General features: G+C 51.3%; 12 protein-coding genes. 8 read left to right on the top strand and 4 right to left on the bottom strand.

Annotation, left to right across the window (positions count from 1 at the left end):
- The first annotated feature begins 2 nt into the window (after window positions 1–2).
- The 8 genes from ACTOY7_RS03660 (at window position 3) to ACTOY7_RS03625 (ending at window position 7,416) form a co-directional block, all read left to right on the top strand.
- Window positions 3–1,022, top strand: coding sequence for a glycosyltransferase family 2 protein (locus ACTOY7_RS03660; protein WP_394683786.1), 1,020 nt, complete (start codon window positions 3–5; stop codon window positions 1,020–1,022).
- A gap of 98 nt (window positions 1,023–1,120) precedes the next feature.
- Window positions 1,121–1,606: a hypothetical protein gene (locus ACTOY7_RS03655; protein WP_482670413.1), complete on the top strand. Its 486-nt coding sequence runs from the start codon at window positions 1,121–1,123 to the stop codon at window positions 1,604–1,606.
- A 30-nt stretch (window positions 1,607–1,636) separates the two neighbouring features.
- Window positions 1,637–2,977 carry a DUF4874 domain-containing protein gene (locus tag ACTOY7_RS03650; protein WP_482670414.1) on the top strand — a complete coding sequence of 447 codons (1,341 nt, stop codon included), beginning with the start codon at window positions 1,637–1,639 and terminating at the stop codon, window positions 2,975–2,977.
- A gap of 155 nt (window positions 2,978–3,132) precedes the next feature.
- Entirely contained in the window at window positions 3,133–3,369 is a 237-nt protein-coding gene (locus tag ACTOY7_RS03645; protein ID WP_160281502.1) for a putative Se/S carrier protein, read from the top strand.
- Between the two features lie 38 nt (window positions 3,370–3,407).
- The gene (locus ACTOY7_RS03640; RefSeq protein WP_482670415.1) at window positions 3,408–4,541 is read left to right on the top strand and encodes an aminotransferase class V-fold PLP-dependent enzyme; all 1,134 of its coding nucleotides are present in this window, start codon (window positions 3,408–3,410) and stop codon (window positions 4,539–4,541) included.
- A 131-nt stretch (window positions 4,542–4,672) separates the two neighbouring features.
- Window positions 4,673–5,308, top strand: a complete 636-nt coding sequence (gene yedF, locus ACTOY7_RS03635; RefSeq protein ID WP_160281504.1) for a sulfurtransferase-like selenium metabolism protein YedF — start codon at window positions 4,673–4,675, stop codon at window positions 5,306–5,308.
- A 105-nt stretch (window positions 5,309–5,413) separates the two neighbouring features.
- On the top strand, window positions 5,414–6,178 hold the full coding sequence (locus tag ACTOY7_RS03630; protein WP_482670416.1) for an acyl-CoA dehydratase activase: 765 nt from the start codon (window positions 5,414–5,416) through the stop codon (window positions 6,176–6,178).
- 86 nt (window positions 6,179–6,264) lie between these two features.
- A complete protein-coding gene (locus ACTOY7_RS03625) occupies window positions 6,265–7,416 on the top strand; it encodes a double-cubane-cluster-containing anaerobic reductase (RefSeq protein WP_300824014.1) in 1,152 nt (383 codons plus the stop codon).
- Window positions 7,417–7,449: 33 nt separating this feature from the next.
- Here ACTOY7_RS03625 and ACTOY7_RS03620 read toward each other — a convergent pair whose 3' ends face one another.
- The 4 genes from ACTOY7_RS03620 to ACTOY7_RS03605 form a co-directional block, all read right to left on the bottom strand.
- Entirely contained in the window at window positions 7,450–9,993 is a 2,544-nt protein-coding gene (locus ACTOY7_RS03620; protein WP_482670417.1) for an FtsX-like permease family protein, read from the bottom strand.
- A 19-nt stretch (window positions 9,994–10,012) separates the two neighbouring features.
- On the bottom strand, window positions 10,013–10,678 hold the full coding sequence (locus ACTOY7_RS03615) for an ABC transporter ATP-binding protein (protein WP_160281507.1): 666 nt from the start codon (window positions 10,676–10,678) through the stop codon (window positions 10,013–10,015).
- Between the two features lie 193 nt (window positions 10,679–10,871).
- Window positions 10,872–12,170 carry a sensor histidine kinase gene (locus ACTOY7_RS03610; protein WP_482670418.1) on the bottom strand — a complete coding sequence of 433 codons (1,299 nt, stop codon included), beginning with the start codon at window positions 12,168–12,170 and terminating at the stop codon, window positions 10,872–10,874.
- Entirely contained in the window at window positions 12,167–12,877 is a 711-nt protein-coding gene (locus tag ACTOY7_RS03605; RefSeq protein ID WP_160281509.1) for a LytR/AlgR family response regulator transcription factor, read from the bottom strand. Before ACTOY7_RS03605 ends, ACTOY7_RS03610 begins: the two co-directional genes overlap by 4 nt.
- Window positions 12,878–13,112: the final 235 nt, after the last annotated feature.

Below are 13,112 nucleotides of genomic sequence, written 5' to 3'. Positions count from 1 at the left end.
AAATGTTTACATTTGTAGTTACATGCTATAACCAGGCGGAGGTTGTGACACATGCCCTGGAAAGTATCCGATATCAAATCTGCAGATTCGGAAAGGATCAGAAGTTTCAGCTGATCGTGGCGGATGACGGATCGGAGGATTCAAGCTGTGAGGTCATAGAACAGTGGATTACGGGGAATAGGGATATTTTTGAAAGGGTGGACAAGCTCTTTCGGGAGAAAAACGCCGGAATATGCAAAAATTATGCGGAGGCTTTAAGAATTGTAAAAGGAGACCGCTTCGTTGTTCTGAATGGTGACGATCTGTTTTCACCATACAATTTATTTGGGGTTACGGACCTGCTGGATGAATATGATATCGTATGCACTGCGTTTATAAAATTTACCGGTTCCGGTGATATGATCCGAACCTATGCTACCTACCTGGATGTGGTGCTGCAAAACTTTATCCGCGGGGGGATTCTTCGCCGTTCTATAAAGCTTGGCTGTGCGGTCATGGGGACGGCAGTGTACCGGAAGGAGCTGCTGACGGAAGAGGTATTTGATTTTATCCTGCGTTTCAGGACCGTCAATGACCGGGCCTGCTTTCAGAAGATCGTGGATGATCATGAGGAACTCAGGGTATGCTACGTGAATCGGCCATTTATTTTGTACCGGATATCGGAAAATTCGATTTCCAATTTTAACAGTCCAAACAGGCGGCTGCATAATCAGGAGGTTGCGCAGCTGTGCCGGGAGGAACGAACGTCAGAACAATCCGTTTTTTTCAGGGTAATGCTTTATCTACAAGAAAAATCTGCGGCAGTCAGGGCAAATCCAAATTATTTTGTGAGACTGATGCGTTTTTTTTCACCATATTATTTTATTATGCTGTGGTTATTCCTGAAAAACTATCGGGAGATTGTCAGGATGGAGCATGAACTGATTGATCCGTTCTGGAAGCATTGCAGTGATTTTTCATCTAAAATAAAAAAACGTGCTGAGAAATCTGCATGTTGCGGCAAAAATAAGGATCATCTATGAAATTTTAATAATTATGTGAACTTGCGGTGAACCAGGTTACATTACTGGAAGGGATGTGCTATACTGGACAAAATAAATCGAAGGAAAGGGGGAGTAAAATGTTAGATGCAAAAGATTTAAAAGCAATCGCGGAATTGATCAATGCTCGGGCGGGGGAGACAGAGAAGCACCTGGAATCGTTGCTCGACACGAGAATCCAACAGACGGAAGAGCTGCTCGACACGAGAATCCAACAGACGGAAGAGCTGCTCGACACGAGAATCCAACAGACGGAAGAGCTGATTGACAGCAGAATCCAGCAAACAGAGGAGAGCTTCAACGAATCACTGGATACCCGGACAAAGCAGCTTGAGGAGCTGATTGATACCAGAATCACTCAATCAGAAGAATTTTTAATGGATGAGATGGAGCGGTATGACAAAAAATATGAAAAGCAATTCGATGATGTGAAGCAGCGTCTGGGAGCGCTGGAGGGAGTCTACCGTATGACGAAAAATGAAACAGAAACCATCAATCTTTCTCTGAGGCTAATTGAAAACTTGGATAAAAGGGTCACGAAGCTGGAGGCCAGAGCCGTAGTTTAAAGTAAGAAATCGTCCCTGAGGAGAATGGCTATGCGTGATTGGATAGATGCTTTTGAAAAACGAAAGACAAATATTGGTTTTCGGGCTGCAAAACTGACGGAATCCACGGCAGAGATGTCCAATCCTGCCAGAGGCTGGTATCAGATACATACCTTTTTGGCGGAACAGGAACCAGACTTTGAAGAGCTGCGCTGGTGTCTGCATCCGAAGGATACTCTGGCATTCCTGTTGATTGACATCGGGCATTTTCGGGACAGGGATCTGGATCAGGAGGTTTTGGACCGGATTTGCCGGATCTTTAAATTTTTTTCGGAGAGATCCTATGACTGTATTGTAAGGGTAGTCTATGACCATGAAGGAAAGGCTCTCCTGCGGGAGCCTTCCTTTTTTTCGCAGGTGGTGTCTCATCTGGGGCAGATTGGGAAGCTGGTAAAGGAGTTTACGGATTCCATCTATGTATTCCAGGGAATGCTGGTAGGCAATTGGGGAGAAATGCATTCGTCCAGATTTTTATCCGAAGCACGGCTGCGGCAGATGGCGGAGATCTTGCGCCGTTCTAGGGGGGAGGAGACATATCTGGCCGTCAGACGCCCGGTATACTGGAGGATGCTGCATGAGGAACAAAAAAGAAAAGGAGCGGCTGCGTTGGACGATATGGGGATTTTTGATGATGGAATCCTTGGATCGGAGAGCCATCTGGGAACCTTCGGCACAGAGAGCAAGACAGACGCGGCATGGAATGAACCGTGGAAACGGGACGATGAGCTTTCCTTTGAGACAGAGATCGGCAGGGCTGCGCCCAATGGAGGGGAAGCGGTATATGGCGGGAACTATCTGCAGGAGCTGACTCCGGAAATGGTACTCGATACACTCTGTCAAATGCAGATTACGTATTTGAACAGAGCCCATGATACGAGAATGCTGGAGGTCTGGAAGGAATGGAAGTACCCGGGAACCGGGGTATGGGAGGGAAAAAGCTTTTATGATCATGTGAGCGCGCATTTGGGATATCGGTTTCTTGTCCGGAAAGTCTATGCGGCATTCCAAAGGAAGCATCACGTATACTCTGTAGAAATTGAGGTCGAAAATACAGGCTTTGCGGGATACTATCAGGAAGCGGAGATTCGTCTGGAATATACGGATAGCAGCGGCGCGGATTCTTTTGAGGTATTGGAAAACCGGATGAAGGACTGGAAAAGCCGGGAACACAGAACACTGGCTTGTACGATAGAACCGGGGGATGGCAGACTGTATGTCACGGCAAGGCGGAAGAAGGACGGAGCGATGATCCGTTTTGCAAATGTATCTGACGAACAGGGAAGGGTACTCCTGGGGGAGATCACAGGTCTGTGGGAAAGGAATCAGAAGTAAGGATAATACGAAAGGACCGGCGGATTATAGAAAAAAACTATAATCTGACCGTCCTTATTTTGTTTTCCAATTAGACGCAGATGAAAATAAAAGTTATACTGATATTTAGGGTGTATTCGGCTATCAGGCAGTAAAAAATAAGGTGGGAATGAAATGTGAGAACGAAAAAATTACAGCTTGTGGTAACTTTTCATACCACGGCGGACGCAATGGCGATGGAGCAGGCCTGTAAGGAGCGTCAGGCAGACGGACGGCTGATCCCGGTTCCAAGGGCAATCTCCGCGGGCTGCGGGCTGGCCTGGTGTGCAGGCCTGGAGAGCAGGGAGATGCTGAAAAACGTGATGGAAAGCATCGGCATCCGGGAGCAGGATATGCATGAGTGCCTGGTCTGAGTGGTAATGCCTGAAAATATGAGAGAAGGAACAGGAATATGATTTATTTGGATAATGCCGCAACTACGCTGCAGAAACCAGGACAGGTTGCGGAAGCGGTGGCGGAGGCCATTTGTTCCCTGGGAAACGCGGGACGCGGGGTGCATGAAGCGACCCTGGGCGCTTCCCGGGTGATCTTTGATGCGAGAAAGAGGCTGGCGGATTTTTTTCATGCGGAAAGCCCGAAGCAGATCGCATTTACCATGAATTCGACGGAAAGCCTGAATATGGCCGTCAAGGGGACCCTGGAGAGTGGGGATCATGTGATCACAACGGAGCTGGAGCACAATTCGGTACTCCGCCCTTTATATGAAATGGAGAAAAAGGGGGTGGAGCTTACCGTGATCCCGAGTGATGAAAAGGGACGGATCGACGTACAGGATTTTGAGCGTGAGATCCGGGGGAATACACGGATGATCGTCTGTACCCACGGCTCCAATCTGACGGGGAATCTGGTGGATATTGCAGCGGTTGGCGAGACTGCGCGCCGGCATCGGGTGCTCTTTTGCGTGGACGCCTCACAGACGGCAGGGGTATTTCCCATCGATGTGCAGGAAATGAAGATCGACATCCTTTGTTTTACCGGGCACAAAAGCTTATTAGGGCCCCAGGGAACCGGCGGACTGTATGTGCGGGAGGGCGTAGAAGTCCGTCCTCTGAAAAGCGGAGGCAGCGGCGTCCAGACATACCGGAAGGAGCATCCGCCGGAGATGCCCACCGCACTGGAAGCGGGAACCCTGAACGGACATGGGATCGCCGGACTCAACGCGGCGGTGGCGTATATCCAGGAAATGGGAATGGATGTGATCAGGAAGCGGGAACAGGAGCTGATGAGGCGGTTTTATGACGGGGTGAAAGAAATCCCGGGAATCAAGATTTATGGAGACTTTTCAGAGCCGGAGCGGTGTCCGATCGTGGCGCTGAATCTGGGAGAGTATGATTCCTCGGAGGTGAGCGACGAGTTATTTATGACCTATGGAATCGCCACCCGTCCGGGGGCACACTGCGCGCCGCTGATGCACAGGGCGCTGGGGACAGTGGAGCAGGGGGCGGTACGTTTCAGCTTTTCCCATTATAATACGGAAGAAGAAATCGACGCTGCTGCAGATGCGCTGCGTGAACTGGCAGAGTGAATGCCGTTGCTGCGGGCACCTGGTCAGGGCGTAAACGGAAACGGCGCGGCCGGTCACACTGCGGAACGGCAGGCAGCAGACACGGCCTGATATCAATATACAAAAAATAAAAGATATGGAGGATTTTAAAGATGGAAAAAAAGATAGTAGACGCAAGAGGACTGGCATGTCCTCTCCCGGTGGTAAACGCGAAGAAGGCTGTTGGGGAATTTCAGGAGAACGGTGTTCTGACTGTGCTGGTGGACAATGAGATTGCGGTGCAGAACCTACAGAAGTTTGCGTCTCAGAAGGGGCTGCAGGCTGCGGGTGAGAAGAAGGGCGAGAAGGAGTACGAGGTGACCATTCAGGTAGCCGCAGGTGTTTCGGCAGCTTCCGCTCCGGCAGAGGAAGCGGAAGAGGAGGAGATCAGCTGTAGTCCGGATGCGAGGAAGAAAGGGCTTGTAGTGGTCCTGTCTGCAAATGTGATGGGGGGCGGAGAGGAAAAGCTGGGCAAGGCGCTGATGAAAGCCTTTGTATTTGCCCTGACCAAGCAGGACGCGCTTCCAGAGACGGTGATGTGCTACAATTCGGGGGCATATCTGACCTGTGAGGGATCGGATTCTCTGGAAGATTTTAAAGCGCTGGAAGCGGAGGGCGTCAACATCATGACCTGCGGGACCTGCCTGGATTTCTACGGGATCAAAGAAAAGCTGGCGGTAGGAACTGTGACGAATATGTATGATATCGTGGAAACGATGGAAAACGCGAAATCCGTGATCAGGCCATAGAGCTGTGATAAAGAAACGATCCGGCTGCCAACTGCAGCCGTCAATATATCATATGCAGAAAAGCCGGCGGTGACGGGCTTTTTGCATGGAAGGCAGGATGAAATCATGAACAAGGAATATCATATAGGAATAGACATTGGATCTACCTGTGCCAAGCTGGCGGTCCTGGATGAGAATCAGAATCTGATTTTTAAGTCCGTACAGCCTACTGGGTGGAGCAGTGTGGATACGGCGGAATCCATCCGCCAGAAGCTGCTGGATGAGGGGATCGATGTGGAGCAGGCGCCCTGTGTAGCCACCGGATACGGTAGGATATCCGTGCCCTATGCGGACAAAATGATCACGGAGATTACCTGTCATGCACGGGGGGCAATGTGGCTCCACGGCGGAAGTGAGCTGGTGGTCATTGATATCGGCGGCCAGGATACGAAGATCATCCGGATCGAAGACGGCCGGGTGAAGGATTTTGTGATGAATGATAAATGTTCTGCGGGAACAGGGCGTTTTTTGGAGGTCATGGCAAATACGATGGCCCTGCGTCCGGACGAGATCTGTGAGCTGGCGCGGCAGGGCGGCGGCACAGCGATCAGCTCTATGTGCACGGTCTTTGCGGAGTCAGAAGTCATCAGCCTGATCGGCCAGGGAGAAAAGAAAGAGAACATTGCATTTGCGGTGGTAGAGTCCATTGTGAACAAGGTGGTATCCCAGAGCAGCAGATTGGATGTCCGCGGCGCAGCGGTCTGTCTGACAGGAGGGCTGTGCGAGTGCGCGTATCTGCGGGAAAATCTGTCTGAAAAGTTGGGCTGCGAGGTGCAGGCGAAGCCGGAGGGCAGATTTGCGGGGGCCGTGGGCGCGGCGCTGAGTTTATAGAATACAATGTTTAATAGAAAACACAGATGACGGACAGGAAAGGTGTCAGATGTGCAGCTGGACTGAAAAAATGAGGAGGAATACAAATGGAACTGATTCAGGATTTACCAGAAGTATTTGAAGAATTTGCGGAGCAGAGGAAAAATTCCTTTTTAGCAGTCAAAAAGCTAAAGGAGAAAGGCATTCCGGTGGTCGGCGCATACTGCACCTATTTCCCGCAGGAGATTGCGATGGCGGCGGGGGCGGCGACGGTGGGGCTGTGCTCCACATCGGATGAGACGATTCAGGAGGCGGAAAAGGATCTTCCGAAAAATCTATGCCCGCTGATCAAGTCAAGCTATGGATTTGCGAAGGCAGATAAATGCCCGTTCTTTTATTTTTCAGATGTGGTCGTGGGAGAGACGACCTGTGACGGCAAGAAGAAAATGTATGAGTATATGTCCGATTTTAAGGATGTGTTTGTCATGGAGCTGCCGAATACACAGAGCGAAGAGGCATTGAAGCTGTGGAAGAGCGAGATGATCCGGTTCAAGGAATATCTGGAACAAAAATTTCAGACAGAGATCACGGAGGAGAAGCTCCGGGAAGCGGTGAGACTGCAGAATGCGGTTCGCAGCTCCATGAAGCGCTTATATGCGGTTATGAAACATGATCCGGCTCCGATCAGCGGATATGACTTGTTCAAGGTACTGTACGGGAGTACATTCAAATTCGACAAGACTCTGATTCCAGGAGAGATTGACAGTCTGGTGGAAAAGATCGAAAAGGAATACAGAGAAGGAAAGATGCAGGGAAAGAAGCCGCGCATCATGCTGACAGGATGCCCTGTGGGCGGAGCGACGGAAAAAGTGATACGGGCCGTGGAAGAGAATGGCGGTGTGGTAGTTGCTTACGAGAACTGTACAGGGGCAAAGACCTTTGACAAGCTGGTGGACGAGGACGCAGAAGATATCTATGGCGCAATTGCGGCGCGGTATCTGGATATTGGATGTTCCGTCATGACACCGAATAAGAACCGGTTGGAGCTGGCCGGACGGCTGATTGATGAGTACAAGGTGGACGGCGTGATTGAGATGACGCTCCAGGCCTGCCATACATATAACCTGGAGACACTGGGAATCCGCAGATTTGTGACACAGGAGAAAAAGCTCCCTTATATCAATGTGGAGACCGATTATTCCCAGCAGGATGTGGGACAGCTGAATACGAGAGTCGCTGCATTTATCGAAATGCTGTGATCCTGCATTCAGCCCCCACATTATAATTAATATCTACATTTCAACCCGCAGCCTTTCTACAATGCTCTGTTTTTCCAGATTCTTGAAGCACAGGTACGGGATCAAAACCGCAAGTCCGATCAGGATCGGAGTGCAGATCGCCAGTGGCAGCAGGGTGAAGCGGAAGGTGGAGTAGCCTGCGGATGTGATCGCGCGGACGATCACCCCTACGGTCAGGCTTCCCAGAAGATAGGATGCCGCCAGGGTCAGCCCTGCATAGTAAAAGCCTTCATAAGTCAGCATGCCGCGGAGCTGCCGTTTGGTCATGCCGATGCTCTGGATCATGGCAAATTCCCGCTTCCGCGAGATGATCGCGGTGACCATGCTGTTGACGAAGTTCAGAACCCCGACCAGCGCGATGATGATGCTGATGGCATATCCCATGACCGCAGTGGCGCGGGTCTCTGCTTCATACTGCGCGATCAGGCTTTCACGGAAGACCAGATTCATGCCGGGAGCGGTACGCTCCTGATATTCACTGAGCATGGCAGCCGCATCCTCCAGCCCTTCGTCCGCCACATTAAAAAAGAATTTCTGCAGATTGCTGTCCGGCCAGATCTGCGTATAGGCATCGGCGGATATGATCAGCGGAACCTCAAAAGCATTGGCCCTTTTTCCTTCACACATGGGTGTCAGCGGTTCCAGAACCGCCATGACGGTAAATTCCCGTCCTTCGATGGAAACCGTTTCTCCAACAGTCCAGGCAGGAGGATCTGACTCAAAATCATGGACTGCCGGCCCGATGGCCAGTGCATAGTCTCCGGAGGCAAATTTTTCCGAATCAAAGGTTCCGCTCAGGATATAGGGATCTCCCACGGCCGCATCCAGGATCAGGCCGTCGGCGCCATATACGGTGATCGGCACTTCTTCCCCTTTCAACGCCCGGTCGCATTCCTCCTTCCACTGGGGAAAGGTGGGATCTATGGACGCAAAATCATCCAGCCGTTCCCGGGTATAGTAGGAGCGGATATTCTCGCAGGCGCGATCGCTTAAAAGCATGGGAATCTGCCGGGAGTACAGACTTCCGCTTTTTTCAAAGACTTCCATTCCGGTCACCTGATCTACCAGCTCCTGCTGGATGGTATTGCTTTCCGGATCGTAGCCGCCGGCGATCTGGTTGGTGGCATCGTCAATCTGAAAGTCGGCAACGCACATATCAATCAGATATTTTTCCACGTCAAAGCTGGCGTTTTTCGCATAGAAGTAGCTCATCAGCACCAGTCCGAGAGTCAGGGAGCTGATGACCAGCAAGGTCCGCTTCCGGTTGCGGCCAAGGTTTGACCAGGCCATTTTGGAGAGGGAGGCGCCGGTTTTGGATTTTTTTATCTGGCGCTTGACTTCCGTGTCCGTATCCGTGTAGCGCAGCGCTTCGATGGGAGACACCTTTCCGGCCAGCCTTGCGGGCAGCATGCAGGAGATCATGACCGTGATCCAGGCAAACAGCGCGGAGCCTATGAAAATGACTGGATTTGCGGACAGTACCGGCCGGGCGCTCTGATCGGCGATCAAAGCCGGGATCAGCAAAATACCCAGAATGTAGCCAAGGATCAGGCCCACCGGGATGCCCAGCAACGACAGGCGGCTGCTCTGCCCGTAGATCAGCTTTTTGATCTGCCGGGTCTCCATGCCCAGGGTTTTCAGCTTTCCGTAAAACTGGATATCCGACGCGACGGAAATCTGGAATACGTTGTAAATGATCAGATAACCGGCCAGGAATACCAGGATCATGCCTGCGTACATGGGAAGGCTTTCCATAAATATGCTCCACTGTGTTTCCTCGTTATAGGCCAGGACTGTTTGAAATTCCACGCCGGAGACGCCGCATTCCGCCAGGACCCGGTCGGTGTGTTCTTCGATATGCTTACTGTCCGCAAAGGTTATGCCCATCATCCGCAGGCCGCAGATCTGGCCCTCGGCAGGCTCTTCGATACCGGCGCAGGCTTCCAGCGCAAATTCCTCGCTGACCCAGGCCATGCTGGCATATACGGAATGATTCCGTTCCCACCAGCCGCAGAGTGTGAAGGTGCTGGATGTGACCTGATCGGAAAAGATGTCTTTCCGCCATTCCAGAGTGACCGTTTCTCCCAGCTCCAGGGGGATTCCCAGCTGATGCAGAGTTTCGGTATCCAGTGCGATCTCATTTTTCTGCTCCGGCATATGTCCGGTTTCGGGATAGGAGAAGTCGTCCTTTGCGTACTGATCGCTGGCATAGCGGATCTCCACCTGCCGTCCGCCCAGCCGTTCATTTTCCGCCAGGCCCAGGACAATGGAGCGGCCGTAGGATCGGACATCTGGGTGCGCCGCAAGCAGTTCAATCTGCTCATCGGTGATCTGCTTGGCGGTAGTATGGGCTTTGGTGCCGGACTGCCGCAGGTACATTTCCGTAACATTTTTAGTCAGGCTCTGCGCCAGCGTGAATAATGTGGTAAACATCATCGCAGTCATCGTAATGGCCAGTACCGCGGCCAGATTGCGGCCTTTATTTTTCTGAAAGCTCCGGCTCGTCAGGATCCGGATCATGGATTTTTGTTCCTTCATGGCTTTGAACCTCCCCTTCCTATTCGTGAACTCTGCCGTCTTCAATGTGGATGCATCGATCCGCCTGCTTCGCGATCTCCGGATTATGGGTGATCATCACGATGGTCTGATGAAACTTCTGGCTGGTGAGCCTTAAGAGCTCGATCACCTCATCACTGGTTCGGCTGTCCAGGTTGCCGGTGGGCTCGTCGGCCAGGATGATGGCAGGCTTTCCCGCCAGCGCCCGGGCGATGGAGACACGCTGCTGCTGTCCGCCGGAAAGGGTATTCGGCATCTGATAGAGCTTCTTCTGGATTCCCAGGAGGGAAACTACCTCTTCGATAAATACTTCATCTGGTCTTTTTCCGTCCAGCTGAATGGGCATCACGATATTTTCATACACATTCAGGATTGGTACCAGGTTATAATTCTGGAAAATAAATCCGATGGAACGGCGGCGGAATACGGTCAGATCGTCGTCCGAGAGATTGCTCAGTTCGAACTTGTCGACCTTTACGCTGCCGGAGGTGGGTCGATCCAGCCCGCCCAGCATATTGAGCAGGGTGGATTTTCCGCTGCCGGAAGTGCCGATGATGGCGACAAACTCCCCTGGTTCCACGGAAATGCTCACGTCGTCCAGCGCCCTTACGATATTCGGTTCTTTGCCGTACTGCTTGATTAAATGTTCAGTCTTTAAAATACTCATGTTGATTTGTCCTCCTCCCAATCCGGTCTGACCGGAAATAATCTGATTGATACGGTGCGTATACAGATTTTGCAGTAAAGGTATGTTCTGCTTTAGAAATCACGTTCCTGTTACGGTTTCCATTATATCCGGGAACTAAAATGCCGCAACATAGAATGCGTAAACTAATATGGAGAAGGTAAAATCTAAATCGTTATGAACTTTTTGCGGCGATGGGCAGGATGATCTTTAACGCAAACTTTTCTCCCTTTGGCCTGGCGACACATTCGCCTCCGTATTTTTCTGCCGCCTTTTGGATATTTGAAATGCCGAAGCCGTGGAGGAAAGTATCCTTTTTGGTCGTCCTTTGCGAAGCCAGTTCTTCGATCATCCGGTTATTTTCTACCGTAATGGCCAGCATGTCATGGACCGGGGCGGCCTTTACATTGATCAGCCGCAGGCTCTGAGGCAGCTTTTCGCTGGCTTCGATGGCATTGTCCAGGGCGTTGCCGAAGATCGTGCTGATATCCAGCGGTTCCAGAAACATCCCCTCAGAAAAACAGACGGAGGCGTGGAAATCGATCTGTTTCTCCCTGGCCAGCCGGGCTTTGTCACGGAGAACCATATCCAGATAGTCATTTCCTGTATGATAGTAGGTCTCGTAAGCTTCAATCTGCATCTGCAGGGAACGGACCGATTCGCTCAGTGCTTCGGAATCGTTCTGCCGCGCCTGCAGGACAAGAAGATGATTCTTCATATCATGATAAATGCTCCGGACCCGTTCCTCCTCCCGGAGCTTGTCCTGAAAATAGGCCTGCTTCTGCTCCAGCTCCTGGGCCCGGTATGAGGTCTGCACGGAATCGCAGATATAGGCGGCCAGGTAGATGCAGCCGAAGCTGGATACGATGGACGCTGTGCAGATGGGATACACGACGGCAATTTCCTCCGGCAGAAAATAAATGATCGTGAAAATGGCCACGATGGATGCCAGCGTCAGAACATCCACAATGAGCCACATCCGCAGCGTCAGACTGGACGTGATCCGACACAGATATTTTTTCAAAAAGGCCCACGCGGCAAGCCAGAACAGAAGCCGTGCCAGCAGGCACAGGGTATGAACGGCTGTGCTGAACAGGAGGAGGCTTCCGGGCCATTCGGATGGGCTGCCCGATGCGTTGGTACAGGCAAAAAACAACCGTGCCCCAATATCCTGCATCAGATAATTGACCGCGATCACCACGGGATAGAATACCAGTACGGCGGTCAGCTTTTCCATCCATTTTCCGCTGTGGAATACAAGGACATAGACCACAAAAACCAGCAGGGCGCCGAGGAGGTTGGGCAGGTCGTTGGAATAGATGATCATATTGGAAAAGATTGAGCTGACCCCAAGGGCCGGGAGCCACAGCAGCCGGTTTTTCCGCAGCGGGAGAAAGCTGTGGAGGAACAGGAAAAATACAAGGATATATCCCCAGATCAAAAGCAGGGAGATCAGATCAAGTGCTTTTATCATATCAGATCCCCCCAGTAGTCCGTCAATTCTTCCATGAACTGCTTTCTCTTGGGCTGGCTGATGGGAAGGACCTCCCCGGTGACCAGGGTGATCTCCAGCTTCTGCACGCCTTTGACATAGAACAGGTTCACAAGATAGCTGCTGTGGCTTCTGGCAAAGCCCTGTCCTTTCAGCTCCTGCTCCATCTCCTTCATGCTCCTGTAGCAGATGATCTTTTCCTGCTCCGTATGAAGCAGCAGGTTCCGGTTGAAGGTCTCGATGTAGCGCAGGCTTTTCAGAAAGACCTTATATCTGCCGGAATCGTTTTTTACTACCAGTGAGGGGGAACCGTCCCTGCGGCTTCTGGCCAGGAACTGGTTCAGCTCATCTCGCAGCCGGACGTACTTGATGGGCTTGATGATGTAATTGGCCGCCTGGTACTTGTAGCCCTCCAGCCCGTATTGGGTGAGGGTGGTCAAAAAGATGATCCCCACCTTTTCATCCTTCTGCCGGATCTTCTCCGCCGTGCGGAGGCCGTCCACCAGCTTCATCTGGATATCCAGAAAGATCAGGTCGATCGTAGGATCGTACTTTTCGATCAGATCCAGGCCGTCATAAAAAGGGGTTACTTTGATCTCTTCGCTGTTTTCTACAGCGTATTGTCTGATGAGTCCGTTCAGATGATCGACAAAGCTCTGTTCATCGTCGCAGATTGCGATATGCAGCATCGGTTTCACTCTCTTCCTTTTAGATTTCGTGACAGGTCACCGGCAAGCCGGCACTGGCTGCCTGGACCGGCTTTTTATACTCACGGTTGATTGATCCGGCGTTCAGTATAAATTCTCTGTGGTAATAGACGGCCTTGCCAGCGAAATTCATTTTATCATAAACAATTGCGGAAAGCCATTATTTTTTGGCCCGGAGCTATATAGGAAAAATATCGCAGAAAATTAAAAAAACTAT

The sequence above is a fragment of the Schaedlerella sp. genome (assembly GCF_056796775.1).
Note: the sequence above shows the minus strand (reverse complement) of the source record. Positions and strands in the feature narration are given on the sequence as shown.